A 25,506-nucleotide genomic window follows, 5' to 3' on the forward strand; every position below is an offset into this window, starting at 1 on the left:
TCGATCCGCGTGCCGCTGCCCGCCAGTTCCTTGCCGCGTGGGACGAGCTACAAGCCCAGTGGCTCATCGACCCGGCGCTGCCACTCGGCGAACTCGTCGTCTCCGCCTTCCGTCGGCTGACAGCACAGAACTGGATGGAAGTCCGGGAACAGCTACTCGATCCGGGCGCGGGGATCTGACCCGCGCGCTATTCCGCGGATGCGTATCCGAGGATGCCTTTCACCTCGAGATAATCGTCGAACTCGAACGCACCCCACTCGCGCCCGTTGCCACTCTTGCGGCAACCGCCGAAGGACAACCGAAGTCGAAGCCGTCGTTGATCGAGACGTACCAGGCACGGATCCGGTGGGCGACGCGCCTACGACATTCGGCTTGGTGAACCGACATGCCGAACCTGAGGACCTGCTCTCGATCGCCTTAGACTTGGCTCGCGTGATCGCCGCTTTCGGTGCGCGCGGCGCGTGACACCGTCATGCTTGCCACCGAAATGGGCCGCTCCGCCGCGCTACAGGCCGCCCGCTGCGCCGCCGAAGCCTGCTATCGCAGCGCGGACGCGCAGGAGGGCCCACGCGCTTTCGCCCAGAGGCGAACTCCCGCTGGGCCGACCGCTGACCTGCCCGTAGCGCACCTCCGCCCGGTGGGCGGAGGACCATGCGCAGCCATCCGCCCACCCGAGCTCATCGTCCGTGGGGAACCTGGTCGAAGGGCACGTCACGGTCGCCGGTGGCCTCGCGCGGCATGCCGAGGACTCGCTCGCTGATGACGTTGCGGGCGATCTCCGTGCTGCCGCCTGCCAAGCTCCAAGCCGCGCGGAACAGGTAGTCAAGACCGACGGTTTCGGTGTCCGCCGCGGCGCCGGGGGTATAGGTGGCGCCGTCGGCACCGGCGATGCGTAGGGCCGTGTCGGTTTGCAGCCAGCCGTTCTCGGCCGAGAACAGACGCGGGATGGCACCGGCGGCGGGCGGCAGGGCGCCGGTGGTGATCGCTTGGGTGACGTGGGCGATGAGCTGGTCGCGCACGACGTTCATCGCCCTCGCCTCGCCGATGTCCTCGCGCACGCCCGAATTACTCAGGCGTCCCATCGCTTTCGCCATGTCGAACAGCCGGTCGGCCTCGCCGCCGAGGTAGGGGCGGGCCCCGCTGGAATAGGGGGAAGCGCCGCCGAGCGCCGCGCGCTCGTGAAAAAGCAAGCGCGAGGCCGCTTCCCAGCCACCGTCCACCTGACCGACCACCGCGTCGGCGGGCAGCACCACATCGTCGAAGAACTCCTGACAGAACTCCGTCGACCCGGTGACCTGCTTGATGCGCTGCACGGTGACACCCTCGGCGTGCACCGGCACCAGGAACAGGGTGAGCCCTTGATGTTTGGGCACCGACCAGTCCGTGCGTGCCAGGCACAGCCCGTAGTCGGCGGCGTAGGCGCCCGAGCTCCAGATCTTGGAGCCGTTGAGGATCCACTGGTCACCGTCGCGGTCGGCGCGTGAGGTGAGCCCCGCCAGGTCCGAGCCGCCACGCGGTTCGGACAGGAACTGCACCATGATCTCCTCGCCGCGCAGCACCGCGGGCAGGTGCGCCCGCTTCTGCTCCTCGGAGCCCAGATCGAGCAGGCTGGCCGCACAGATGGACAGGGTCGGCACATTGAGCAGCAACGGCATCTCGTAGGGCAACGACTCCTCGGTGAACGCCCGCTGATGGTCGGCGGTCAGACCGAGCCCGCCGTATTCGGTGGGGAAACAGATGCCGGCGAAACCCCCGTCGTGCAGCAGACGTTGCAGTTCGCGGGCGCGGTCCCAGGCGAACTCCTCATCGGATGCGGGCAGGGGGCTCGGGGCGGGCGGCATGTGCTCCTTCAGCCAGGTCCGCGCCCGGGTGCGGAATTCCTCGACGGTTTCGATGGCAGTCATCGGGTGTGCCTCTCTCGGTGGGTGCGGGTCACGCGGCGGCGTCGAGCAGATCGGTGATGTGACGGCGGTGTTCCTCCGGTGTCCCGTACAGCGCGCGGCCGAGGGTGATCCGGCGCAGGTAAAGGTGCAGGTCGTGCTCCCAGGTGACACCGATCCCGCCGTGCAGTTGCACGCAGTCCTGCGCGATCACCGGAGCCTTCGCTCCCACATACGATTTCGCGACACTGACGTACTCGCCGGTCTCGGTCGCCTCGGCGTCCCAGGCGGCCGCGGCGGCGAAGGAGGTGGCCCGGCAGGCCTCCAGCCACGTCTTGTTGTCGGCCATCCGGTGCTTGAGCGCCTGGTACGAGGCCAGCGGTCTGCCGAAGGTGTAGCGCTCGAACAACCAGGTGAGGGTGCGCGCCAGGACGTGGTCGGCGGCTCCGGCGGACTCGGCAGCGGTCACCAGCGCGGCGGCCCCGGCCTGCGCGCGTACCGCGGCCGCCGCCTCGGCGCCCGTGTGGGTCACCGCGTCGGCGCCGAGCTCGACGTCATCGAAGGTGACTCGGCCGGTACGGCGGGTGAGATCGATGGTCCAGGTGGGACTGACGGTGACACCAGGTGTTTCGGCGGGTACAAGCAGCTGGACCGGCCCGTCGGCGCTGGTTGCCGTCACCAGGAACAGGTCGGCCTGATCGGCGGCCTCCACCCGGTCCTTGACCCCGCTGAGCCGGTAACCGGTCGCGGTGCGCGTCGCCTGGGTGCCGGTGACCGCACCGGTGAGCACGTCGAAGCCTGCGCCCGGTTCGTACACCGCCCAGGCCACCACGACCTCGCCTGCCACGATCGCGGCGAGCGTCTCGGCGTGCTGGTGGGCGGTGCGCAGACCGGCCAGGGCCGCGGTGGTGGTGACGAACGGGCCGGGTGCGGCTGCCCGCCCCAGTTCCTCGGCGACCAGGACGAGTTCGGTCATCGGATGGCCGGATACCGAACCGCCGCCGAGACTTTCGGGAATCAGCATCGCCGTCCAGCCGAGCTGGGCGCCGCGGCGCCACCAGTGCTTGTCGAACCCGACGCGCGCCTCGGCGAGGGCGCGCACGGTGGTCGTCGGCACGGTCGCGGCGAGGAAATCGTGGGTGGTCGCCTGGAAAAACCGCTGGTCGGCGGTGGGGTCGTCGGGCATGGGATCGGTCCTCCGGTTGACGTGCGACGAGCAGTGTGGAAATCTCATACTCACATGTGAGAGGCATATTCTCAATCACGGAATGTCGATTGGCGCCAACAGCCGCTGGGGGCCTCGACCGGAATCTCGAAGGGACCGTCACGTGGTGAACAACTTCCAGGACCTGGACTTCTTCCTCGGGCAGGAGCTGGTCGAAGATCCCTATCCCTACTTCGACGCGCTGCGCGAGCAGTGCCCGGTCGCCCGCGAACCGCATCACGAGGTGATGATGGTGACCGGCTACGACGAGGCGCTCGAGGTATACAACGATGTCGGCCGGTTCTCCTCCTGTATCGCCGTCACCGGTCCGTTCCCCGGTTTCCCTGTTCCACTCGACGAGAACAGCGACGTCGACGCACTGATCGCACAACATCGCGACAGCCTGCCGATGAGCGACCAGTTGCCGACCCTCGATCCGCCTGCGCACACCGACCACCGGGCGCTGCTGATGCGGTTGATCACGCCGAAGCGGTTGAAGGAGAACGAGGAGGCGATGTGGTCGATCGCCGACCGCATGCTCGATCACTACCTGGCCACCGGTGGCGACTGCATGCGCGAGTTCGCCGGGCCCTTCACCCTCTATGTGATCGCCGACCTGCTCGGTGTGCCCAAGGACGACCAGGACGAGTTCCTGCACACCCTGCAGCGTGACCCCCACCGCGAGGGTGCCAGCGTGGGCTCCACCGAGGGTGAGGGCATGGCGCACAACCCGATCGAGTTCCTGTACGGCAGGTTCTCGGACTACATCGAGGACCGGCGCCGCGCTCCGCGCAACGATGTGCTCACCAGTCTGGCCGCCGCGACGTTCCCGGACGGCTCGCAGCCGACGGTGCTCGACGTCGTGCGGGTGGCGGCGAATGTGTTCTCGGCCGGGCAGGAGACCACGGTCCGGCTGCTGAGTTCGGCGCTGAAACTGATCGCCGAACGCCCCGACATCCAGCAGTACCTGCGCGAGGACAAGAGTCGCATCCAGAACTTCATCGAGGAAGCGCTGCGGATGGAGAGCCCGGTGAAGGGCGACTTCCGGCTGGCCAAGTCGACCTCGACCGTCGGCGAGGTAGAGGTGCCGGTGGGGTCGGTGCTGATGGTCGTCAACGGCGCCGCCAATCGTGACCCACGCCGTTTCGACGACCCGAGCACCTTCGACCCCGCGCGGCCGAATGCCCGCCAGCACATCGCGTTCGGCCGCGGCGCGCACACCTGCCCCGGCGCACCGCTGGCGCGCGCGGAAGCTCGGATCGCCATCGAGCGCCTGCTCGACCGCACCACCGACCTGCGGATCGATGAGAGTGTGCACGGGCCTGCCGAGGCCAGGCGCTATCACTACCTGCCTACCTTCATCCTGCGCGGGCTCACCTCGCTGCACCTGGAATTCGATGTGGAAGGTGAGGCCCGATGAAGGTGCGTGTCGATACCGATCGCTGTCGTGGCCACGGTGCGTGCCTCGGCTCGTGCCCGGAGGTCTTCACGCTGACCGACGACGGTTATGCCGAGGCGAGGGCGGGCGCGGTGCCGGAGGATCTGGTCGATGCGGTGGAAGAGGCCGTATCCGCGTGCCCGGAACAGGCGATCGTGGTGGAGTGAGTGTGGTGGATTCCGGTGTCAGGCAGCGGAATCCACTATGTATGCCGGATTGTCAGGCGTTGGGGTTGGCAGACGTCGACTGTGTACTACCGGCGCGGATCGCGGCTTCGAGCAGGCCGAGTTCCGCGCCGAGTGCGGTGATGACCGCGTTCGCCACAGCGATGTCCTTGCGCAGGAATTCACCGGCGCTGAAACGGAATTCGGCTACCGAGCCCTTCGCGGCGATTCGGGTGAGGGCGTTGCCGCTGCTGCTGGCGTGGGGGAGTGCGGCCAGGAGCGCGGATTCGGCGACACCGAGGTGGGTGCCGAGACGGACAGCTTCGGCGACGAGACCGATCTGCGCCGCGAACAAGACATTGTTGACCAGCTTCACGCGCTGCCCGTCGCCGAGCCGGCCGACGGGCAGGATCGGATCGGCGTAGGCGCGCAGGACGTCGGTCGCGGTGTTGCGATGGGCGTCGGCACCGCCGAGGAAGACGGTCAGCGTGCCCGTAGCGATGTCGTGCGGGCCGCCGCTGACCGGGGCGTCGACGACACCGATGCCCCGGGTGGTGGCGGCGGTCGCGACGGCTACTGCTGTGTCCGGGCTGCCTGTGGTGTGGACGAGGACGAGTGCGCCTGTGGGTAGGTGAGCGAGAAGTGGTGTGTCCAGGCAGATCTCGCGCACCTGATCATCGCTGAAGACGCAGACGATCAGCACCTGCGCGTCCCGGGCCACCTCCTCGAGGGACGCGGCGGCCGCGGCACCGACGGCGAGCAATGCGGCTCGTGTCTCGGCATTGCGGGCCAGCGCCCGCACCGGGTGGCCCGCGGCGACGAGCCGGGCGATCATCGGTCCGCCCATCCGTCCCGCCCCGATGAATCCCACGCGCATGCTGTTCTCCTCGATCGATACGCGACAGCACACCCGGCGATGTCGGAAACTATGGCGGGGCTGTCTACCGACGCGCGGTTCGTTCGCGGTTCATCACCGCCAGCGCCGCATCGGCGGCACGCAGTTCGATGCCGGGTGCTGCGTGCGCGGCGGCGGCGAGTTCGGCGAGCAGGCCGACATCCTTACGGAGCAGATCGCCTGCGCGAGCGGCCAAACCGTCGAGAGTGCCGCCCGAAGCCACCACTCGGCCGAGAGCGAAACTGTCGGCGGTGCCGTGGGTGATCACCTCGCCGAGGCGGCCGATGTCGAGCCCGAGTTCGGCGCCGAGTCGCAAAGTGCCTTGCGCGGTGGCGAGATTCGCGGTGAACAGCAGATTGTTGAGCAGTTTCGCGCACTGGCCCGCGCCGACGTCGCCCAGGTGCACGATCGGGTCCGCGTAGGTGGCCAAGACCGGGCGGGCGAACTCGACGGCCGCGCTCGGGCCGCCGACCATCACCAGGAGCCTGCCCTCGGTGGCAGCCGGACCACCACCGCTCACCGGAGCGTCGAGCACCGAGACACCCTGGCGTGCGGCGAGAGTCGCGAGATCACGGCAGGTGTCCGGGTGCACGGTGGAGTGCACGGCCAGGGTCGTGTCGGGCTTCATGCCCGCCAGCAGTCCGTTCTCGCCGGTGACGACCTCGCGGACATCGTCGTCACCCACCACACACACGCAGACCAGATCGCTGGCCGCGGCCAGCGCGGCGGGCGAGTCGGCGGTGGCCGCCGCGGTGTCGGCGTAGGGGTCGAGCGAGGCGGACCGGCGCGCCCAGAGCGTGGTCGCGAAGCCCGCGTCGATGATCCGGCGGGCCATCGGCCCGCCCTGGCTGCCGAGTCCGATGAAGCCGACGCGCATCAGTGCGCCTCCGTTCCGGTCGAGACAGGAGCCGGCACCGGGCGATAGAACGCCGCGAGCAGGCCGATGGTCGAGGCGACACCGAGGCCGAGCGCGAGAATGCCGCCCGCCCAGCCGGTGACGGTGATGTCGAGTGCGTGATCGAGCGAGACACTGCCGGGTCCGAGGATTCCGAGGGCGACCGCGACCACCGCGAGCACCAGCACGTATTCGTAGCCCTCCTTGAAGACGAAGAAGCCGTGTGTGCGGTGGGCGAGCAGGCCGGCGACGAGCATCACGCCCACCACCGCACCGGCGCCGAGTGGCACGAACAACCCGAGGACGAGCAGCACACCCGCACCGATCTCGGTGACCACACTCGCCCACGCCTGCAGTACCCCGTGGCGCAGGCCGAGCCCGGTGAACCAGCCCGCGGTGCCTGCGATCCCGCCGCCGCCGAGCCAGTGGTTGACCCCGTGCGCGATTATGGTGCCGCCGACCACCACCCGCAGCAGGAGCAGCGCGATATCGGTCGCGTCCATGGCGTTCACCTCCTCGGCGGCACGGTGCCGCCGTCCAATTGTGGTGTGGGACCCGAGAATCCGCCGTGCTCGGCGGCGACGAGACATTCTTCGGCGAAGGCGAGCAAGCCCAGGTGATAGGCGGTGGCCGTATTGCCCACGCTGATGTTGTGCGCGCTGTTGGGCTGGATGTTCAGCACGACCCGGGGTGCGGCGGTGAACATCGCGCCCACTTCTGCCAGGGCTGCCACGTCGTTGCTCCAGACCCGTTCGTGGTCGCCCACGGTGAACCGCACCGGCACGCCGATCCCGGCGGCCAGCTCCGGGAAGACCCTCGACGGCCAATCGACGACCGCCGTCGTTTCGGCCGGTGGCGCGGGAACCGCGATCGCGGCACCACGCCGGGCGTCGGGCGGATAGAGCGAAGCCGGATTCCAGATCAAGTCACCGACACCCGGCGGCCGGGGCGAATCCGGGCCGACCGTCCGCAGAATCCCCGCACCCTCGGGGTGATAGCGGCAGCCGGTGCCCGCCAGCTCCACACCGAGCAGATCCGCGAATCGAGGATCACCCGCCATCCGCATCGCCAATTCCGCGCCCGCCGAATGGGCGGTGAGCACGACGCCCGCACCACGCGGACGATCACGCAGGAAAGCGGCGATCGCGTCGAACATCAGCTGCACGCGGACCGGTGCCGGGACCAACTGTTCGGCGTGGGGGGCCGAAGCGCCGTAACCGGGTCGGTCGACGGCGAGCACGGTATAGCCGAGCCGCACGGCCAGCCGGACGAGCGAGAGCTCGGGATGGCCGGGACAGTCGAAGTAGGCCGAGGTCGTCGAGCCGCCGTGCAAGGCGATCAACACCGCCCGCGCCGACGGTGCCTCGGCGAGCAGCGCGGACACCGGCACACCGTCGACCTCGACGATCACCGTCGCCGGGGCGTCGCCGTCGGCGGCACGGAGTTCGGAGTGCGTGAGCGTCACGTCTTCTCGCTTTCCTGGTTCTGAACCACAGCGGTCATGAATCCGAGCGCAGCAACATCGCACCGCCGGGCGTGAGCCCACCGCTGGACACCACCGCGACCCTGGCGTCGGGCACCTGCCGCGCGCCGGCCTCGCCGCGTAATTGCACGATGGCCTCGTGCAGCAGCCCCATTCCGTGGGTACGGCCGTGTGAGAGCTGCCCGCCGTGCGTGTTCACCGGGATCAGCCCGTCGCGGGCGATGTTCTTGCCGCCGTCGAGGAAGTCGGCCGCTTCGCCGATGCCACAGAAGCCGAGTGCCTCGAGCCAGGACAGGCAGTTGAAGGTGAAGCCGTCGTAGAGTTCGGCCACGTCGACATCGCGCGGGCGCAGATCGGTGCGTGTCCACAGGTGCGCGGCCGGGCCGAGTACCTGTGGCTCGTGGGTGAGGGTGCTCTGGTCCCATTCGATGCGCTCGACGATCTGGGTGCCGACCGCCTCGACGAAGACCGGGGTGGCGGCCAGGTCGCTTACGGTGTCGGCGGCGGAGACGACGACCGCGACCGCGCCGTCGCACGGCACATCGCAGTCGTAGAGCCCGAACGGGCTGGTGACCGGCCGGGCGCCGAGGTAGTCGTCCATGGTCATCGGGCTGCGATAGACCGCGGTGGGGTCGAGTGCGGCGTTGGCCCGCTGATTGAGTGCGATCCAACCCAATGTCTGTCTGCTGGTGCCGTATTCGTGGAAGTGGCGCTGGGCCTTCTGGGCGAGGGTGTGTGCGGCGGAGGTGGCACCGAACGGTGTCAGCCAGCTGGTGGTGCGGCCGCCGCTCGTGCTGATCCGGCCTGCCTTCATCAGTTCGGTGAACGTGGATTCCCAGACCGTGCGGAAGCACAGCACGTGCCGGGCCAGGCCCGCCGCGACCGCGGTCATGGCGGCGATCACCGAACCACCGGGGCCGAAGGTCTCGATGCCGCCGTTGTGCCAGGTCGGCCGGATGCCGAGCGCGGCTTCGAGGGCGCTCACGCCGCCCTCGCCGAAGCCGCCGAGATTGCCGCCACCGGGATAGGACGACAGACCGTCGATGTCGTCGAAGGTGAGCCCGGCATCGGCGACCGCACGCTCGCAGGCGGTGACGGTGAGCGAGAGCGCGGGCACCATGAGACGCCGCCCGAGCTGGGACATGCCGATCCCGGTGAGGGCGACGCTGTCCTCGAACTTGGTGCCGCGCAACATCGGTCGCATCCGGGTGGCATAGGTCTCGGGGGCTATCTCGTCCACCGGGAGCGGTTGCGGCGCGTGCTCACCCGGCGCCGGCCGGAACAGGGGCAGCCAGACGTCGCCGTCGGGCTGGAAGGTCACCTCCACCGGGATCCCGAGCTCGAGCGAATCTGGTTCGGCTGCCACGATATTGGTGGTCAGCCGCACCCGAGGGTCCTCGGCGATCGCGACGGTTGCCACCACGTACGGCGGGTCGAGCCCCGGCACGGCGAAGCGGTGGTTCACGGTGAAGGCGATGAGGGTGGCGCGGCCCGAGACCGCGCGGATCCCGAGGTCGCGGCCGCGGCAGTAGCGGCAGACCGGCTGCGGGGGATGCAGCAGCGCGGTACACGACCGGCACTCCTGGATCCGCAGGACACCGTCGGCGCCTGCGGTCCAGAAGAATTCGTTGTCGGGGCCGAGTTGCGGCAGCGGCCGCCCGGACGGGGGTGCGGCCGGTTCGCCGCCTGGCCCCTCGGTGCTGTCCACCGCCACCGCCGTCTCCTTTGTGTGTCCGAGTTTCAGATCTGTGCGCTGGCGCGGTTCTGGGTGACCGGCTCGGCGAGCCGCTGTTCGTCGACGACCTGCTGCAACTTCGCCAGCGTTTCGTCGAGTCCCGGCCCGAGGCGCGGGCCGGGGGTGAAGGTCGCCGGGAGGTGCCGCATACCCTGGATCACCGCGATGGTGTCGTAGTGGACGGTCTCCTCGGTTACAGCCTGGTAGTCGGGCATCCGGTCCAGCACCGCGAGCAGCATCCGCTTGAACACCGTGCGCGCCACATTGGAACCGATGCAGCGGTGGATGCCGAGCCCGAAGCTGTAGTGCCGGTTGCCCTTCCGGTCGAGCACGACCTTCTCCGGGTCGGTGAACACCGCGGGGTCGCGGTTGGCCATCGCCCAGGACAGCCACAGGCGCTCACCCTCGCGGAACGAGGCACCCGCCGCCTCGAAGTCGGCGGCGATGGTTCGCCCGTCACCCGGTGCGGGCGTGTAGTAGCGCAGGAATTCCTCGGTGGCCGAATCGAGCAGCGCGTCACGGTCGCGGCTGAGCGCGGCGCGCTCGTCGGGGTTCTCCGACAGCCATTCCAGCGCGTGCGCGGTGAGCGCGGTCGTGGTGTCGAAGCCGCCGCCGATGAGCAGGCTGAGCATGCCGAGGATCTCCATGTCCGGCAACGGTTCCCCGTTGACCTGGGCGGCGCAGACCGCGTGGATGAGGCCGGGACGTGGCGTCGCCCTGATCTCGGCCATCGTGGTGAGCAGGTCCAGGCCCATGGTCCGGTGCATCTCCGCGACGCGCGGATAGTCCGGCGAATCCGGTGGAGTGTAGACGGCGGCGTGCACCGGCTCGTTGTAGATGGTCCACTTCGCCAGCGGCACCCCGAGCATGCCGAGGGTGAGCACGGCGGGTACCACATTGGCCAGATGGTCGACGAAATCGATACGGCCGCTTTCGATGTGCTCGTCGATGGCCGCCCGCACGACTTCGTCGACGAACGGCTCCCAGCGCCGCACGGCGGCAGGCGAAAGATAGGGGTTCAGGGCCGAACGCAGTTCCCTGTGTTCGGGTTCGTCCATTTCGAGGATGCCGCCGCGGATACCCCGGGCCCGGGGTGCGGGCGGGATGGAGATTCCCCGGTAGCCCTTGCGGTCGCCGTGCGGATCGTGGTCGTTGGACACGTGCGGGCACCGCGCCAGTTCGAAGACCTCACGATTGCCGGCGGCGACCCAGTGACCGTCGTAGGTGTCGGTCCAGGCGATCGGGCACTCGCGATGCATGGTCTCGGTGATGTCCTGGAACTGTTCGCGGTATTCCGGTGCGTAGCGGTCGAAATGGAATCGGGGCTGTTTGCGGTCGTCGTCGGTCATGTGGTGACCTCGTGTTCTGCCAGGGAGATAGCGCGCTCGGGGCACGAGTGCGCGGCTTCACGGACCTGCTCGAGCTGGTCGGCGGGTACCTGCTCGGTGACGGGGGTGGAGTGGCCGTCGATGTCACTGAGTTCGAACGACTGCGGCGCGATCATGGCGCACAGGGTGTGCCCCTGGCAGCGCTGCGGGTCGACGTGGACCTTCACGATGGATCTTCCTCTCAGATGTGGTACTCGTACCACTTCAGGTAGCCGCCGGCGTCGACGCGCAGCTGCGTCCCGGTGACGAACCGCGACTCGTCGGAGGCGAGGAACAGCACGGCGTCGCTGATGTCGCGGGGTTCGACGAACGGGATCGGCATCGCCTGCTGCACGCTGAACACGGGTTCGGCGTCGGCGCGCGTCGGGTGTTCGAGGTCGGGGCGGAACGAGCGGTACATCGGTTCGCTCTGCAGCATCGGGGTGTCGCAGTTGGTCGGGTGGATCACGTTGGCACGGATGCGTTGTGGCGCGATGTGCAGCGCCAGATGGTGCACGTACTCCGACAGGCCACGCTTGGCGACGACATAGGCGACCCCGCCCGGATCCCGGCCGGGCTGGTCGACCTTGCCGATGTCCATCAGAGCGGCGACCGAACCGGTCGCGATGATCGACGCGCCTTCGCGCAGGTGCGGCAGCGCGACCTGGATGGTGTTGATGACGCCGATCAGGTTGGTGTCGATGACATCGGACCAGGCCTGCCACTGCGGCGTGCCCTTCATTCCCGCGATGCCTGCCTGGGCGATCACGATGTCGAGGTGACCGAATTCGGCCACCCCCTGTTCGACGACGGCGCGCAACGCGCCTGCGTCGCGAACGTCGGCCTGCTGGGCCAGGATTCGGCGCCCCGTCTTCTCGACCAGCCGCGCCGTCTCCTCCAGATCCTCGGGCCGCGACAGCGCGTAGCCGATGGTGTCCACGTCCTGACAGATGTCCACGGCGATGATGTCGGCGCCCTCTTCGGCCAGCCGGACCGCATGGCTGCGGCCCTGACCGCGGGCGGCCCCGGTGACGAAGGCGACTTTGCCTGCTACGCGTCCCACGGAAGTTCCTCTCGTTCACAGTGTTCGGTGTTCATGTGTTGCGCCCGCCGTTGACACCGAAGATCTGCCCGGTGATGTAGGAGGCTTCCTCGGAGATCAGGAACGCGCAGGCGGCGGCGATATCGGCGGGCGTGCCGACCCGGCGCACGGGAGTGCGTTCGATGTGTTCCTCGACCGTCCCGCCGAGTCGTTGCGCCTGTTCGTTCTTGCGCAGCATCGGGGTGTCGATGAACCCCGGCGGCACCGCGTTGACGGTGATGCCTGCCGGGCCCAACTCCAGCGCGAGGGCTTTGGTGAGGCCGTTGACGGCCGACTTGGCCGCGACGTAGTGCGCCATGAAGGGCTGGCCGGAGTGGGTGCTCGAGGAGGAGATGTTGACGATGCGGCCCCAGCCCGCGTCGACCATATCCGGCAGCACGGCCTGGATGGTGTGGAAGACACCGTGCAGATTCACATCGATGACGCGCTGCCATTCCGCGAACGACAACTTCGAGAATCGCTTGAAACCGTCCAGGCCCGCCGAGTTCACCAGCACGGTGACCGGGCCGAACTTCGCCCGCACCGCGTCGAGTGCCGCCGCCACCTGGGCGGGGTCGGTGACGTCGGCCCGGAAGCCGAAGTCGTCGTCGGCCGCAGGCTGTAGGTCGAGGGTGGCGACGTGGAATCCGTCGCCGCGCAGGCGTTCGGCGATTCCGAGCCCGATACCGGAGGCGCCCCCGGTGACAACCGCTGTCTTCACAAAGAATCTCCATTTCGATTATGAGAATCGTACTCTCGCTCGATTCTGGTTGGCAAGGGTTGTAGATGGAATTCGATCCGGGTGGGGGATGGTGATCGAATCACCCGCTTCAAGTGGCCGATCCTTGCTACAGTTCCCCCGAGTGTATGTATCATTCTCGAAAGAGAGAATGATATTTCCAAGGGACTGTGGTCCCAGGAGGAGGCCGGATGTCAACGCAGGAAGTGGCGGGGACGGCGACACGGCGGATGCTTGTCGACGGGCAGTTGCGCGAGACCGGGCAGACGCTCGCTTCGCTCGATCCCGCGACCGGCGAGGTGTACGGGTACGCGCCCGAGGCGGGAGTCGGCGACGTGGACGACGCTGTCGCCGCGGCGCGGCGCGCCTTCGACGAGACCACCTGGGCAACCAACCCGCGGTTCCGGGCACGCTGCCTCAAACAGCTTTACCGCGCACTCCGGGCCAATGTGGAGGAACTGCGCGAACTGACGATCGCCGAGGTCGGCGCCACCCGATCGCTCACCGCGGGCAATCAGCTGGAAACTCCGTTCGAGATCGTCCGCTACTACGCCGAGCTGCTCGACACCTATTCCTGGACACAGGATCTCGGCAATGTGGAGATCCGGGGCAGACAGCACCACCGCTGGGTGGAGAAGGAAGCGGCAGGTGTCGTCGCCGCGATCGCCGCCTATAACTATCCCTACCAGCTCGCCCTCGCCAAGCTGGCGCCCGCGCTGGCCGCCGGGTGCACCTTGGTACTCAAGGGCGCACCCGACACCCCGTTGACGACGCTGGCGCTGGGTGAGCTCATCGCCGGGGAGACCGAGATCCCGTCGGGGGTGGTGAACGTGCTGACCTCCTCCGACATCGAGGTGGGCAAGCGGATGACCACCCATCCCGACGTGGACGTGGTGACTTTCACCGGCTCGACGCCCGTGGGCCGCGAGATCATGGCAGCGGCCAGCGCGACCCTGAAGAAGGTGTTCCTCGAGCTGGGTGGCAAGTCGGCGATGATCCTGCTCGACGACGCCGACTACACCAGCTCGGCGATGTTCGCCGCGTTCAGCGTGGTGACCCATGCGGGGCAGGGGTGCGCGCTCACCACTCGGCTATTGGTGCCCGCCGCGGACCATGATCAGGTGGCCGAACTGGTCGCGGCGAACTTCGCCCATGTGCGCCACGGCGATCCGAACGACCCGCAGACCTACATGGGGCCGCTGATCAGCGCGAAACAGCGCGACAAGGTACACGCCATGGTGCAGCGCGCGGTCGCGGCGGGAGCGAAGCTGGTCACCGGCGGCGAGAAGATCGATCCGGGCTTCTTCTACGCACCGACATTGCTGGCGAACGTCGATCCGGACAGCGAGATCGCGCAGGAAGAGGTGTTCGGTCCGGTGCTGGCGCTGATTCCCTACACCGATGACGACGACGCCGTGCGTATCGCCAACAATTCGATCTACGGTTTGTCGGGAGCGGTCTTCAGCGCCGACTCCGAGCGGGCCAAGGCGGTGGCGCGGCGGGTGCGCACCGGCACCTTCAGCATCAACGGCGGCAACTACTTTCACGCCGACGCGCCGTTCGGTGGCTACAAGCAGTCCGGCATCGGCCGGGAGATGGGCGTGGCCGGGCTCGAGGAATTCCTCGAGTACAAGACCCTGGCGGAAGTGGTCGCATGAGCGGGGGGCCGCTGGCGGGCATCACGGTGCTCGAGGTCGCGATGTACGGGTTCGTGCCGTCGGCGGGGGCGGTGCTCGCGGATTGGGGCGCCGATGTGGTGAAGGTGGAGCACGCCAGCGGTGGCGATCCGCAGCGCGGGTTGCGCCGGGTCGGTCCCTTCACCGTCGAGGGTGATCCGAATCCCAATGTGGAACACGCCAATCGGGGCAAGCGCAGCATCGGTATCGACATGTCGGTGCCGGAGGGTCGCGAGGTGGTCCGGGAACTGGCCAAGGGCGCGGATGTGTTCCTCACCAGTTTCCTGCCCTCGGCACGGACGAAGTTCGGCATCGATGTCGACGACATCCGCGCCGTCAACCCTGGGATCGTCTACGCGCGGGGGAGCGCGCTCGGACCGCGTGGCACCGAATCCGCTCGGGGTGGCTACGACATGACGGCCTTCTGGTGTCGCGGCGGGATCGCCGCGACCATCACCCCGGAGGGCATCGACGGGCTGATCCAGCCGCCCGGACCGGCCTTCGGCGACACCATCTCCGGCACCAATCTGGCCGGGGGGATCGCCGCGGCACTGCTCAAACGTGAACGCACGGGCGAGACCTCGGTGGTCGATGTGTCGCTGCTCGGCAGCGGGTTGTGGGCGCTCGGGCACACGATCGCGCTGTCGGCCTCGCAGCAGCAGCCGATGCGCGCGCCGCGGCCCGGCGTCCACGGTGCCCCGACCAATCCGCTGTCGGGTCTCTACGCCACCTCCGATCAGCGGTATCTGTCGTTCGTCATGCTGCAGCCGGCCAAGTTCTGGGCCGATGTGTGCCGGCATATCGACCGACCCGAGCTCGCCGAGGATCCGCGTTTCGCCGATGCCGATTCGATCGCCGAGCACACCGCCGAGGCGGTGGCGATCCTGCGCGAGGTGATCGGCACGCGCACCCTTGCCGAGTGGACCGAACGGCTCGCCACCCTGGCCGGCCCGTGGGCACCGGTGCAGGACTCGCTGCAGCTGCAGTCGGACGCCCAGATCCGGGCCAACGACTACCTGTTGCCCGCCGGGGAGCTCGAATTGGTCAGCAGCCCTGTGCAATTCGATGTCGCCCCGCCCCAGCTGCGGCCGGGGCCGGAGTTCGCCGCGCAGACCGAGGAAATCTTGCTCGAGCTGGGGCTCGACTGGGATCGCATCATCACGCTCAAGACCGCGGGCGCGGTCACCTAGCCGTGGCGGAAGGGAACGACAATGCCGCATATCGCGTCGATGGGGACGTATCTACCGTGCTGGGGTGAGCGGTACCGCCGGGTCGTCGGTGACGACGAGGACGCGGTCACCTTGGCGGTGGCGGCGGGCCGGGCCGCCCTCGGCGGCAGTGAGCCGGTGGAGCGGGTTGTGCTGGTCAGCCGCGATCTGCCGTTGGTGGAGAGCAGCAACACCGCGGTGTTGCTCGCCGGACTCGGCCTCGATCCCGAACTCGAAGTGACCGAACGGCTCGGTGGCGCCCCGGCGACCTTGGACGCGCTGAGCTCGGCGCGGCCGCGCACCCTGGTGATCGGGGTCGATCTGGAGCCGGCCGGTGCGGCGGCCGCCTGGATCTCCGACCACGGTGGGGTGCAGGTGCGCACCACCGCGCGGGTGGCGCGCAGTCTGCCGGTGCGCACCCGGCACGCCGACGGTGTCCACGACTATGGCGACCCCAGGCTGCTGCGCGAGCGCGGCCTGGTGGCGTCACTGTCGGCGGCTTGGCTCGACACCCCGGTGGCTGTGGCGGGCGTGGAACACAAGCAGGCGGTGGCGCTGTGTGGCGCGCCACCGCAGCTGCCGACCTGTGGGGCATCCTCGGCACTGTTCGCGCTGGCCGCGATGGTGGATCGCGACGCCACCGGACTGCTGGTCGGGGTGGAACAGGCCAGCCTGTCCGGTGTGACGGTCGGCGCCGGTCAGCTGCCTGTACGGCGGTTGGAGGGTCCGACGCACGCACCCCCGGCCGGACTCGTCGAACCGGGCACAGACCTGCCGCTGTCGCTGGCTGCCTACGAACGCGCCTTCGAAGCCAAGGTGCGCTGGGAGGCAGGCAGGCACGACGGCAGCGACGAGCTGAATTTCCCGCCGCGCTACCGGCTGGGCCCCGACGGCACCCTCGCCACCGATTACACCCTGGTGCCGCTGCCCCGCACCGGCACGGTATACGCCACCACCACCGTTCGCCTGCCGGTGCCCGGCCAACGCAGCCCGTACTCGCTGGTGATCGTGGAACTCGACGACGTGGGTGTGCGCGCCCTGGCGAAGGTGACCGGAGCCGACGCGGACACGATCCATATCGGCACCCGGGGCCGAATGGTGTTGCGCCGGGTCGCGATTCGTTCGGGCGTCCCGGACTACGGCTACGCGTTCGAGCCCGCAGATCAGGCTGTGCGGCCGGAAAGGGAATCGGCATGAGAAGAGTTGCCGTCGTCGGCGCGGGGATGACCCCGTTCGCCGAGCATTTCGCGTTCGGATTGGGCGACCTGTTGCCGATGGCCTTCGCCGAGTGCGCCGCCTCCGTCGACAAGGGCCTACGCGTCGCCGATATCGACGCCGCGTGGTTCGGTGCGCTGCGCAATACCGACGGGTTCGCCGCCGGAATCCTCGCCGAGTCGCTCGGCCTGCCCGATCTACCGGTCACCCACATCGAGAATTCGTGTGCCACAGGCAACGATGCAGTGCGAAATGCCCTGTACGGCATCGCTTCCGGGGCGGTGGACGTCGCGCTGGTGATCGGTGCGGACAAGCTGCGCGAGACCGCGGAGAAGGACATGCTGCGCGAATGGGAGTCGATGACCAGGTACCGCGCCTGGGACTACGAGCTCGGTCTGTTCGCGCCCGCGGGCTTCGCTCTGCACGTGAGCAGGTACCTGCACGAGTCGCCTGCCACCCGGGAGCACCTGGCCATGATCGCGGTGAAGAATCATCGCCACGGTGCGCGGAATCCGAAGGTGCGCTTGCCGTTCGAGATCACCGTCGAACAAGCGCTGGCCGCCCCGATCGTGGCCGACCCGTTCGGGGTCTACGACTGCGCACCGCAGAGCGACGGCGCCGCGGCACTGGTGCTCGCCGCCGAGGACGTGGTCGACCGCTACACCGACGCGCCGGTGTGGGTGCGCGGGGTGGGGCTTGGGCTGGATTCGACCATGCTGCAACACCGCCCGGACCTCACCACCTTTCCGGCCACCCTGCGGGCGGCGCGGCGTGCCTTCGCGATGGCCGGGGTGGCGCCGACCGATATCGATGTGGCCGAGGTGCACGACTACTTCACCGGCATCGAGCTGATGAGCTATGAGGACCTCGGGTTCGCGGACCGGTTCGAGGGCTACAAGCTCGTCGAGACGGGGGCGACCGCTCTCGGTGGTGTGTTGCCGGTCAATCCCAGCGGCGGTCTCAAGACCAAGGGTCATCCGCCGGGCGCCACCGGAATCGCCCAGTGTGTCGAGCTGTTCGAGCAACTGCGCGGCACCGCGGTGAACCAGGTGGACGGTGCGCGAATCGGGTTGGCGCACAACCTGGGTGGGCCGACGGCGGTAGCGGCGGTCACGATCCTCGAGGGTCCCGCCCGGTCGGTGTGACCCAAGGAAGAAGCCCGGCACCTGACGGTGCCGGGCTCTTCTGTGCGTGGGGCGAGCGTTAGAGCGAGTCCCAGACGGTGATGCGGGTGCGGGCGGGGTCGGCCGAGGCCGACATCGTCATGCGCCCGTCCTTGGCCCGCGCGCCGATCTCGGCCAGCACGGCGGACGGCTCGGCGTCGAGGACGAACACCGACAGGTAGCGCATCTCGTCGGGTGCACCGCGTACCAGCTGATGCCGTTCGGCCGAGACCACACCGGGGATGGCGAGCATGTCGGGGATGTGCACCTCGGTGTACCAGCGGTTGTACTCGTCGTCCATGCCGTCGTGCGGGGTCGCGAAAACCATCAGGCGGGTAGTCATCGTCGGGTCATCCGTTCTGTCGGGTGTAGGCGGCCGCGTAGTCGGCGCGCGAGCGGGTGGAGACATCCACATCGGTGGCGGTGGCGCGCAACGCGCCGACGGTGGCGCGTTCGCGTGGGACGACCTGAAACGGATCCCATCGGAAGTGCCTGCAAGCGTTCTCCCAGGTGATCTGGTGGATATCGGAGTCGGAGGCACCTGCGGCGAGGAGCTCCTCGAGCACGAATTCCGGGGCATTGGGCCAGATCGAATCCGAATGCGGGTAATCGCATTCCCAGGCGATGTTGTCGATGCCGATGTCGTGGCGGAACTTCAGCGCGGTCCGGTCGGTGACATAGCAGGCGAGGACATGCTCGCGAAAGACCTCACTGGGCAGCTTGCCGCCGAAGTCGCGACGCAGCCAGCGCTGATTGGTGTAGTGGCGATCCGAGCGGTCGAGGAAGAACGGGATCCAGCCGACACCGCCTTCGGACAGCGCGACCCTCAGGTTCGGGAAGCGACGGAAAGCCGGTCCCCACAGCAGATCCTGGGCGGCGATGAGGGAAATGCTCGGCGCCAGCACCATCAGGTTGTCGATCGGTGCGTCCGGAGCCAGCCGCAGCACGCCGAAACCCTGTCCGATGTGCAGATTCATCACGGTGTCGTTGTCCTGCAGGGCATGAAACACCGGAGCCCAGTAGTCGATGTCGTGATAGCTGGGCAGGCCGTCGATGTGCGGTAGTTCCGGCATGGTCACCGAGTGACAACCGCGCGCGGCGAGGCGCTCGATCTCGGCCACCGCCAGTTGCGGATCCCACATGGGCAGGATGCCGATCGGGATGAAGCGGCCCGGGTACGCGCCCGCCCAGTCCTCGATGTGCCAGTCGTTGTAGGCCGAGATCATCGCGACGGTGATCTCGTCCTGGCCGCCTCGGCTCAGGTGTCCGGCGCTGAAGCCGGTGAAGGTGGGAAAACACATGGAGGAGAGCACACCGTTGACGTCCATGTCGCGCACCCGGTCGTGCACGTTGTAGACGGCTGGGCGCATCTCGGCGTAGCCGGCCGGGTCGCGGCCCCACTCCTCGGCCGGCCAGGTGACCACGGCGTTGAGTCCGGCGACGCCGGTCGGCCGGTCGCGGTAAATCCAGCGGTCGATGCCCTTCTCGTCCGCGACCACCCGGGGTGCGTACTCGGCCCATTTGCGGGGGACGTGGTTGTCGAACATGTCCAGTGGCTCGACGACGTGGTCGTCGATGCTCACGAGTATCAGGTCGTCGGTCTTCACGGGACTCCTCGCTCGGTCGTGCACTGCCATCGGTGTGGGTCGTGTGCTGCGCGTTGGACCGCATCTCCAAGCGCAATCCAACGGGCGAGAATGAAATTCTCGCATTGTGGAAATCATACCGCAGAGCAATCGTGTTAGAGGGTGAAGATTCCCTTGATTGCGGGCATTAGTCGGCGATGATGGGTATCGTTTACGCAAGAACGCCATTCTCACATGGAGGTGAGCATGACTGCGGATCGGTTCCTCCCGGCGGCAGCGCCTGGCACTGTGATCCCGCCGACCACCGTCGTCTGGGAGCTCACCGCACCCGTCGAGAGCCCGGGTGGACCCGGAACGCTCGACGACCGGCTGAGCACGTCCGACTGCTTCGACCTGGTCGACGACCTCGCCCGCTGTGGCGTGGATACGGTCGTGCTCGGTGGCGAACCCACCGGGCACGCCGACTTCTGGAGCATCGTCGACCACGCCCGCAGGTGGGGGATGGGCCTGGCTTTCGACACCGACGGCACCGGTGTCACGCCGGCGGTGGGTCGCCGGATCGCCGGCGACCATCGCCTCACCGCGCGGATCCGCCTGGCCGCGGCCACCGCCGCCACCAACGACGCGCTGCGCGGCCCAGGTGCCTTCCGTGCGAGTGTGCGCGCGATGGAGCTGCTCGCCTCGAGCGGCGACTACGAATTCGAGATCGTGGTCCCGCTCACCCGGCAAAATGCCGATCACCCCGATGCACTACTCGCCATCGCCGGACTCTTCGGCGCCCGGTTGCGGCTGACCGGCGACCGGCCCGCCGACCTGGCCCCCGATGGCGGTCAGCGTCGCGCCCTCGCGGACTGGCTGCGCGCCAACCACGGTGAGATCCGGCTCGGCCCGCACCCGACCGGCGACCTGGCCGAGGACTGCGGCGCAGGGCTCGACACCTGCCGGATCGATCCGGCCGGGCTGGTCTACGCGTGCCCCGTGCTCCGCTCGGCACCATCGGTCGGCAGTGTGCGAGACCACGGCGGGTTCGGTCAGCTCTGGCGCAGGTCCCCGGTACTGGACCGGGCCCGCACCATCGGTTGCCCGGCCGCACCCGCCATCGCGCGCTCGGCCTGAGAGGCTGATTCACGATTCGACGGGCTCGTCGGGCCGCCGAACGGTGCGGAGGTCGGTGGTGGGCTCGAGACCGTTGTGAACTGTTCGCATTGGGCGCGAACACGTTTCGATCAGCGGTCGGTGGCTGTCGGCACGGCGGAGCCCTCCGTGTAGCGGACAGTGGTGTCGGCGGTGAAGACTACCTCGCCGCGAATGACGGTGGCGGCGACGAGAGTTCGGCTCGGTACGATGATGTCCGTCGGCGGAAGCCGGAGCAGGGTGAGGTCGGCCGGTGCGCCGGAGGAGATCCGGCGTCGACGGGCGGGATGCGCGGGCTCGCCGAGGAACAAGCCCACCGCGGCGGTCAGTGACAGGCGTTCGGGCTCGGGGCGGTGCATGGCGGCGCGGATCACCGCCCAGGGATCCGCTCCGCCGAACGGGGCGTCGGTGCCCGCGGCGAGCCCGATCCCGGCGTCGCGCAGTGAGCCGAGTCGCCAGAGATCGGGGCGGTCGGCGGGATCGACGTCGGCCGCGTATTGTGCGGCGCGCTCCACGGGGAAATGTGGTTGGGTGACCACGGTGACGGAGCTGCGCCGCAACCAGTTCAGGGTATCGGCGGGGATCAGGGCGCCGTGCTCGATGCGGTCGCCGGACAGGATGCCCGCGTCGTCGAGGGCCGCTGCGGTCAGCAGCAGTTGCACCGGTGTCACACAGTGCACGGCAACCGGTCGACCGATCGCGTGCGCGGCCTCGATGCGTGCGATGAACGCGGGCAGGGTCGGCAGGTCGGTGTCGTCGAGCAAGATCTTGGTCGGACCGAGAGCGAACGCGTCGTCGGGCGGGCGGGTTCTCGCCGGGGGAGCCATGCAGTGCACCCGCTGCGGCAAGGCCCCCGAGGAGACCTCGGCGGCCAGGGCGTCGATCGCGTTGGCCGTGAGATCGGGTGTGGCGTCGGTGAATCCGGTGACACCCGCTGCGGCCGCTCGAGCTCCGAGCGCGGCGAGGTCGCCGTGCCGGGTGCCCACCCGGTCGCCGAGCCAGCTGTCCAACCGCCACAGCCGCCCGGTCGCCCGGCCCGCCGCGTCGCGCTCGATCCCCGGCAGCGCGCACGAATCGACCCCGGCCGCCCGGCACGCCGCCGAGTTCAGCACCCACAGCGCGCCGGACCGGTGTTGCACGCGGACCTTGCGATCCGGCGCGAGGTGATCGAGGACGTCGCGATCCAGCGGTCCGGCAACGCTTTCGTGATAACCGACCCCGCGCAACCAGCCATCCGTCGGCAGCCGCACACAGGCGCGCCGCAGCGCCGCCGCGAACTCGTCCGGTCCGATGACCTGCGGTGGACCCACCGGGACCGAATCGTCGCGCGCCGCGAGGGCCCGCAGGTGAATATGATGATCGTGCAGCCCCGGCAGCAGCCACCCGCCCCTTGCTTCGATCACCCGTTCCCCGTGCTCAGGGCGCAAGTTGTTGCCACAGGCCGTAATTCGACCGTCCTCGAAGCGCACATCGGTGCACGACCGGCCGAAAACCGTGGCACCGCGAATCAGGCCCGACCCGCAACGACGCATGATCAGCTCAGATATCGCACGAGATGCCGAGCGACGCAGACCGGTTTGGCGACACCGTCGGCCACGAGGGTGATATCGCGCGCGACCTGCACCCCGCCCTCGATGTCGGTGACCGAGACGAGCACGAGCGTGCCGCGCATTCGGCTGCCCACCGGTGCCGGTGCCGGGAACCGGACCTTGTCGAGACCGTAGTTGATCGCCATGCGCGCAGAACTCACCGCCATCAGCTGCTGGGAGATCGGGGCCAGCAGGGCCAGCGTGAGGAAGCCGTGGGCGATCGTCCGGCCGAACGGGCCTGCGGCCGCGCGGATGGGATCGACGTGAATCCACTGCCGGTCGCCGGTGGCTTCGGCGAAGCGATCGATGCGGTACTGGTCGATCTCGATCCACTCGCTCACGCCGACCTCGGTGCCGATCGCGGCACGCAGCGCGGCGAAATCAGCGAACGTGGTCACCGGCGCGGCCTTCATGTGAGCTGGTCTTTCATCACCTTGCCGGTCGCGTTGAGCGGCAAGGCATCGAGAAACCGCACCGACCGGGGCACCTTGTATCCGGCCATCCGGTCCCGGCTCCAGGCGATGAGCTCGTCCTCGGTGACCGCGTCCGCGGACACCACGTACGCCCGCCCGACCTGACCGAGTCGCTCGTCGGGCACCCCGACAACGGCGGCCTGAGCTACGCCGGGATGCTCGAGCAGATAGCCTTCGACCTCCGCAGGGTAGACGTTGAAACCACCGACGATGAACATGTCCTTCTTCCTTCCGACGATGCGCAGGTGGCCGTCGATGTCGAGTTCACCGAGATCGCCGGTGTGCAGCCAACCGTCCGGGTCGATCGCCGCCGCGGTCGCCTCGGGATCGTCCAGATAACCGAGCATGACCGAATATCCGCGCACGAGGATCTCGCCGTCCTCGGCGATACGGACTTCTACCCCGTCACACGGTCGCCCGACGGTGGTCGCGATCTGCTCGAAGGTGTCGCCGGGCCGGGAGGCGGTGGCCGTCCCGGCCTCGGTGAGGCCGTATCCGGTCATGATGGATCGGAACGGCAGTTCCTCCGCAATGCGGCGGATGAGTTCCACCGGGATGTCGGCGGCGCCGGTCACCGCAGCCCGCAGCGAGGACAGATCATGGGTGCCCTTCGCCGCCAGCAGCGAGTGGTACAGGGTCGGTGGTCCGGGCAGCATCGTCACCCGCTCGCGTTCGACGAGGTCGAGGACCGTGTCGACATCGAAAACCGGCACCGGCAGCACGGTCGCGCCCCGGATAAGGGACGCCACCAGGCCCGCCTTGTATCCGAAGGTGTGGAAGAACGGGTTGACGATCAGATACCGGTCGCCTTCGCGCAGATCGGCGAGATCACACCATTCCGTGTAGAGACGCAGCGTCTGCTGATGATTCATCATGACGCCCTTGGGGCGGCCGGTGGTCCCGGAGGTGAAGATGATGTCGGCGACATCGGTGCCCGCCACCGCGCACTCGAACGGTTCGCCCGCCTCGAGGAACCCGGATTTCAGGTCGAACACCGGCACGTCGGTGACGCCCGTGTAGTCGGTGCCGAGGAAACCCTGTTCCACCAGAACCGCTTTCGCCGCGCTGCGCCGGATCACTTCGGCGGCTTCGCCCGCCTTGAAGCGCGTGTTCACCGGCACCAGCACCGCGCCTGCTGTGAGCACGCCGAACGCCGCGATCATCCAGTGGGCGGAGTTCGGCGCCCACAACGCCACCCGGTCCCCCTTGCCGATCCCCGCACCGGCCAGCGCCCCCGCGGCCCGGTGGACCCGGGCCGCGAGTTCGGTGAAGCTCAAGCGCAGCGGGCCGTCGACGACCGCTTCGGCGTCACCGAAGCGCTCCGCCGCGCTGGTGACCAGCTGCGGGAGGGAATCCCAGCTCATACCTTCAGCAACCGCGCGAGATTGCCGCCCATGATCTTGGCCTGGTTCTCCATCGGCATGTCCTTGATCTCGTGGATGTACCGCGCGGGCTCGGCCAAGCCCTCCGGGTGCGGCCAGTCGGAGCCGAACAGCACGTGATCGGCGCCCATCACGTCGGAGAGCCGCACCAGGTCCTCTTCCCAGAAGGGACTCACGTAGAGGCTCTGCTTGATCGCCTCGATCGGATTGCGGAAGCCGAAGCCCTCCGGTGCCTTTTTGTAGACGTCCGAGAGCTGCTGCAACAGTGGCTCGAGCCAGGCCGACCCGTTCTCGATGACCGCGATCTTCAAGTCGGGGAACCGGTTCAGCGCACCGTGACACACCCACGAGGCGACCGCGTCGGTGACCGGGCGCCACTGGTTGGTCATGGCGAAGGTGTTGGTCTGGAAGGGCAGCATCTCGAGGCTGTTGCCGTCCCATTCGGCATCGAAACGCGAATAGCCGCTGTCGGAGGAGTGCATGGTGACCAGCACGTCGAGTTCGACGACCCGCTTCCAGAACGGATCGAACTCGGGCAGCGCGAACGAGCGCATGCCCTTGAACCCGGGCACCGGCGCCGGCCGGACCAGAATCGCCTTGGCGCCGTGTTCGACCACCGCCCAGTTCAATTCCTCGATCGCCTTCTCGACAATCGGCAACGTGATCACCGGGACGGTGAAGATCCGCCCCGAGTGCACGAAGCTGCCGTCCTGGCCCCAGTCTTCGAGCATCCACTGGTTCAGCGAGTGGATGACCGCGTGGATCAGTTCGGGGTGCTGGCGCATACGTTCCTCGACCAGGCTGGCCAGCGTCGGGAACATCAGGGCCCGCTGCAATTGCAGGTCGTCCATGACCTTCAGCCGGGCCTCCGGATTACGGAAGGCATCGATCGCCTTCATCGACTTGCCGAAGATCTCCCGGCGGCTCTTGCCCTCGGGATTGCCGTACTTGAAGTACTCCTCCATCGCGCCGGGGCGAGCCACCACCTCGAAAGTGGGGTTGGGGATGTACTCGCTGATCTGGCCGAGAATCGCGATCTTGGTGCGGCCGTTGATCTCGACGTACTGGACGGCTCCCGCGTACTGCTCGGGCAGATGGCGGGTGAGCGCTTCCTTGCTCTCGTAGAGATGGTTGTCCGCGTCGAAGAGCTGATAGGGCAGCTCGATCTTCGTCATATGGATCCCTCCTTACCGGTTTGT

Annotated in this window: 24 protein-coding genes; 7 read left to right on the forward strand and 17 right to left on the reverse strand. The window is 68.3% G+C overall.

Annotation, left to right across the window (positions count from 1 at the left end):
- Positions 1-677 precede the first annotated feature (677 nt).
- Together AB0I35_RS16250 and AB0I35_RS16255 are read right to left on the reverse strand one after the other, a co-directional pair.
- Complete coding sequence (locus tag AB0I35_RS16250; RefSeq protein WP_357396770.1) at positions 678-1,904, reverse strand: acyl-CoA dehydrogenase family protein; 1,227 nt, start codon at positions 1,902-1,904, stop codon at positions 678-680.
- 28 nt (positions 1,905-1,932) lie between these two features.
- Entirely contained in the window at positions 1,933-3,066 is a 1,134-nt protein-coding gene (locus AB0I35_RS16255) for an acyl-CoA dehydrogenase family protein (RefSeq protein WP_357396771.1), read from the reverse strand.
- A 142-nt stretch (positions 3,067-3,208) separates the two neighbouring features.
- On the opposite strand from AB0I35_RS16255, the gene AB0I35_RS16260 reads away from it, so the two are divergent.
- Positions 3,209-4,504: a cytochrome P450 gene (locus tag AB0I35_RS16260; RefSeq protein WP_357396772.1), complete on the forward strand. Its 1,296-nt coding sequence runs from the start codon at positions 3,209-3,211 to the stop codon at positions 4,502-4,504.
- On the forward strand, positions 4,501-4,689 hold the full coding sequence (locus tag AB0I35_RS16265; RefSeq protein WP_357396773.1) for a ferredoxin: 189 nt from the start codon (positions 4,501-4,503) through the stop codon (positions 4,687-4,689). Before AB0I35_RS16260 ends, AB0I35_RS16265 begins: the two co-directional genes overlap by 4 nt.
- A gap of 52 nt (positions 4,690-4,741) precedes the next feature.
- Here the strand turns inward: AB0I35_RS16265 and AB0I35_RS16270 are convergent, their stop codons facing one another.
- From AB0I35_RS16270 to AB0I35_RS16310, 9 genes are all read right to left on the reverse strand, one after another.
- Positions 4,742-5,563, reverse strand: a complete 822-nt coding sequence (locus AB0I35_RS16270) for an NAD(P)-dependent oxidoreductase (RefSeq protein WP_357396774.1) — start codon at positions 5,561-5,563, stop codon at positions 4,742-4,744.
- A 64-nt stretch (positions 5,564-5,627) separates the two neighbouring features.
- Entirely contained in the window at positions 5,628-6,458 is an 831-nt protein-coding gene (locus AB0I35_RS16275; protein WP_357396775.1) for an NAD(P)-dependent oxidoreductase, read from the reverse strand.
- A complete protein-coding gene (locus AB0I35_RS16280) occupies positions 6,458-6,979 on the reverse strand; it encodes a DoxX family protein (protein ID WP_357396776.1) in 522 nt (173 codons plus the stop codon). Before AB0I35_RS16280 ends, AB0I35_RS16275 begins: the two co-directional genes overlap by 1 nt.
- 5 nt (positions 6,980-6,984) lie before the next feature.
- Positions 6,985-7,941 (reverse strand): alpha/beta fold hydrolase, encoded by a 957-nt coding sequence (locus tag AB0I35_RS16285; protein ID WP_357396778.1) that lies wholly within the window; start codon positions 7,939-7,941, stop codon positions 6,985-6,987.
- Between the two features lie 34 nt (positions 7,942-7,975).
- The gene (locus AB0I35_RS16290; RefSeq protein WP_357397014.1) at positions 7,976-9,667 is read right to left on the reverse strand and encodes an OB-fold domain-containing protein; all 1,692 of its coding nucleotides are present in this window, start codon (positions 9,665-9,667) and stop codon (positions 7,976-7,978) included.
- 32 nt (positions 9,668-9,699) lie between these two features.
- Positions 9,700-11,043, reverse strand: a complete 1,344-nt coding sequence (locus AB0I35_RS16295) for a cytochrome P450 (protein WP_357396779.1) — start codon at positions 11,041-11,043, stop codon at positions 9,700-9,702.
- Entirely contained in the window at positions 11,040-11,249 is a 210-nt protein-coding gene (locus tag AB0I35_RS16300) for a ferredoxin (protein ID WP_357396781.1), read from the reverse strand. Before AB0I35_RS16300 ends, AB0I35_RS16295 begins: the two co-directional genes overlap by 4 nt.
- A 14-nt stretch (positions 11,250-11,263) precedes the next feature.
- Positions 11,264-12,124 (reverse strand): mycofactocin-coupled SDR family oxidoreductase, encoded by an 861-nt coding sequence (locus AB0I35_RS16305; protein WP_357396782.1) that lies wholly within the window; start codon positions 12,122-12,124, stop codon positions 11,264-11,266.
- A gap of 31 nt (positions 12,125-12,155) precedes the next feature.
- Positions 12,156-12,863, reverse strand: a complete 708-nt coding sequence (locus AB0I35_RS16310) for an SDR family NAD(P)-dependent oxidoreductase (RefSeq protein ID WP_357396784.1) — start codon at positions 12,861-12,863, stop codon at positions 12,156-12,158.
- 209 nt (positions 12,864-13,072) lie between these two features.
- Between AB0I35_RS16310 and AB0I35_RS16315 the strand changes: the two genes are divergently transcribed.
- From AB0I35_RS16315 to AB0I35_RS16330, 4 genes are read left to right on the forward strand one after another with little or no spacing between them, the layout of a single operon-like run.
- A complete protein-coding gene (locus AB0I35_RS16315; protein WP_357396785.1) occupies positions 13,073-14,539 on the forward strand; it encodes an aldehyde dehydrogenase family protein in 1,467 nt (488 codons plus the stop codon).
- The gene (locus AB0I35_RS16320) at positions 14,536-15,747 is read left to right on the forward strand and encodes a CoA transferase (protein WP_357396786.1); all 1,212 of its coding nucleotides are present in this window, start codon (positions 14,536-14,538) and stop codon (positions 15,745-15,747) included. The genes AB0I35_RS16315 and AB0I35_RS16320 overlap by 4 nt, the downstream gene beginning before the upstream one ends.
- A gap of 21 nt (positions 15,748-15,768) precedes the next feature.
- Positions 15,769-16,962, forward strand: coding sequence for an OB-fold domain-containing protein (locus AB0I35_RS16325; RefSeq protein ID WP_357396787.1), 1,194 nt, complete (start codon positions 15,769-15,771; stop codon positions 16,960-16,962).
- A complete protein-coding gene (locus AB0I35_RS16330; protein WP_357396789.1) occupies positions 16,959-18,125 on the forward strand; it encodes a thiolase family protein in 1,167 nt (388 codons plus the stop codon). Before AB0I35_RS16325 ends, AB0I35_RS16330 begins: the two co-directional genes overlap by 4 nt.
- 58 nt (positions 18,126-18,183) lie before the next feature.
- On the opposite strand, the gene AB0I35_RS16335 is transcribed toward AB0I35_RS16330, so the two are convergent.
- Entirely contained in the window at positions 18,184-18,486 is a 303-nt protein-coding gene (locus AB0I35_RS16335) for a hypothetical protein (protein ID WP_357396790.1), read from the reverse strand.
- A gap of 7 nt (positions 18,487-18,493) precedes the next feature.
- Entirely contained in the window at positions 18,494-19,750 is a 1,257-nt protein-coding gene (locus AB0I35_RS16340; protein WP_357396791.1) for an amidohydrolase family protein, read from the reverse strand.
- A gap of 225 nt (positions 19,751-19,975) precedes the next feature.
- Between AB0I35_RS16340 and AB0I35_RS16345 the strand changes: the two genes are divergently transcribed.
- Positions 19,976-20,845 carry a hypothetical protein gene (locus tag AB0I35_RS16345; protein WP_357396792.1) on the forward strand — a complete coding sequence of 290 codons (870 nt, stop codon included), beginning with the start codon at positions 19,976-19,978 and terminating at the stop codon, positions 20,843-20,845.
- Positions 20,846-20,955: 110 nt separating this feature from the next.
- Here the strand turns inward: AB0I35_RS16345 and AB0I35_RS16350 are convergent, their stop codons facing one another.
- The 4 genes from AB0I35_RS16350 to AB0I35_RS16365 form a co-directional block, all read right to left on the reverse strand.
- Complete coding sequence (locus AB0I35_RS16350; RefSeq protein WP_357396793.1) at positions 20,956-22,266, reverse strand: amidohydrolase family protein; 1,311 nt, start codon at positions 22,264-22,266, stop codon at positions 20,956-20,958.
- 131 nt (positions 22,267-22,397) lie between these two features.
- Positions 22,398-22,850 carry a MaoC family dehydratase gene (locus tag AB0I35_RS16355; protein ID WP_357396794.1) on the reverse strand — a complete coding sequence of 151 codons (453 nt, stop codon included), beginning with the start codon at positions 22,848-22,850 and terminating at the stop codon, positions 22,398-22,400.
- Between the two features lie 11 nt (positions 22,851-22,861).
- Positions 22,862-24,289, reverse strand: coding sequence for a FadD3 family acyl-CoA ligase (locus AB0I35_RS16360; RefSeq protein ID WP_357396795.1), 1,428 nt, complete (start codon positions 24,287-24,289; stop codon positions 22,862-22,864).
- Positions 24,286-25,482: an amidohydrolase family protein gene (locus tag AB0I35_RS16365; protein WP_357396796.1), complete on the reverse strand. Its 1,197-nt coding sequence runs from the start codon at positions 25,480-25,482 to the stop codon at positions 24,286-24,288. The genes AB0I35_RS16360 and AB0I35_RS16365 overlap by 4 nt, the downstream gene beginning before the upstream one ends.
- Positions 25,483-25,506 lie beyond the last annotated feature (24 nt).

This window comes from Nocardia sp. NPDC050378, from assembly GCF_040655675.1.
GTDB lineage: Bacteria > Actinomycetota > Actinomycetes > Mycobacteriales > Mycobacteriaceae > Nocardia > Nocardia coubleae.

Bases quoted from the DNA above. Each gene is read 5' to 3' on its own strand.
- AB0I35_RS16250 (WP_357396770.1), bottom strand. From the start codon at position 1,904: ATGACTGCCATCGAAACCGTCGAGGAATTCCGCACCCGGGCGCGGACC.
- AB0I35_RS16255 (WP_357396771.1), bottom strand. From the start codon at position 3,066: ATGCCCGACGACCCCACCGCCGACCAGCGGTTTTTCCAGGCGACCACC.
- AB0I35_RS16265 (WP_357396773.1), top strand. From the start codon at position 4,501: ATGAAGGTGCGTGTCGATACCGATCGCTGTCGTGGCCACGGTGCGTGC.
- AB0I35_RS16270 (WP_357396774.1), bottom strand. From the start codon at position 5,563: ATGCGCGTGGGATTCATCGGGGCGGGACGGATGGGCGGACCGATGATC.
- AB0I35_RS16275 (WP_357396775.1), bottom strand. From the start codon at position 6,458: ATGCGCGTCGGCTTCATCGGACTCGGCAGCCAGGGCGGGCCGATGGCC.
- AB0I35_RS16280 (WP_357396776.1), bottom strand. From the start codon at position 6,979: ATGGACGCGACCGATATCGCGCTGCTCCTGCTGCGGGTGGTGGTCGGC.
- AB0I35_RS16295 (WP_357396779.1), bottom strand. From the start codon at position 11,043: ATGACCGACGACGACCGCAAACAGCCCCGATTCCATTTCGACCGCTAC.
- AB0I35_RS16315 (WP_357396785.1), top strand. From the start codon at position 13,073: ATGTCAACGCAGGAAGTGGCGGGGACGGCGACACGGCGGATGCTTGTC.
- AB0I35_RS16320 (WP_357396786.1), top strand. From the start codon at position 14,536: ATGAGCGGGGGGCCGCTGGCGGGCATCACGGTGCTCGAGGTCGCGATG.
- AB0I35_RS16325 (WP_357396787.1), top strand. From the start codon at position 15,769: ATGCCGCATATCGCGTCGATGGGGACGTATCTACCGTGCTGGGGTGAG.
- AB0I35_RS16330 (WP_357396789.1), top strand. From the start codon at position 16,959: ATGAGAAGAGTTGCCGTCGTCGGCGCGGGGATGACCCCGTTCGCCGAG.
- AB0I35_RS16335 (WP_357396790.1), bottom strand. From the start codon at position 18,486: ATGACTACCCGCCTGATGGTTTTCGCGACCCCGCACGACGGCATGGAC.
- AB0I35_RS16345 (WP_357396792.1), top strand. From the start codon at position 19,976: ATGACTGCGGATCGGTTCCTCCCGGCGGCAGCGCCTGGCACTGTGATC.
- AB0I35_RS16360 (WP_357396795.1), bottom strand. From the start codon at position 24,289: ATGAGCTGGGATTCCCTCCCGCAGCTGGTCACCAGCGCGGCGGAGCGC.
- AB0I35_RS16365 (WP_357396796.1), bottom strand. From the start codon at position 25,482: ATGACGAAGATCGAGCTGCCCTATCAGCTCTTCGACGCGGACAACCAT.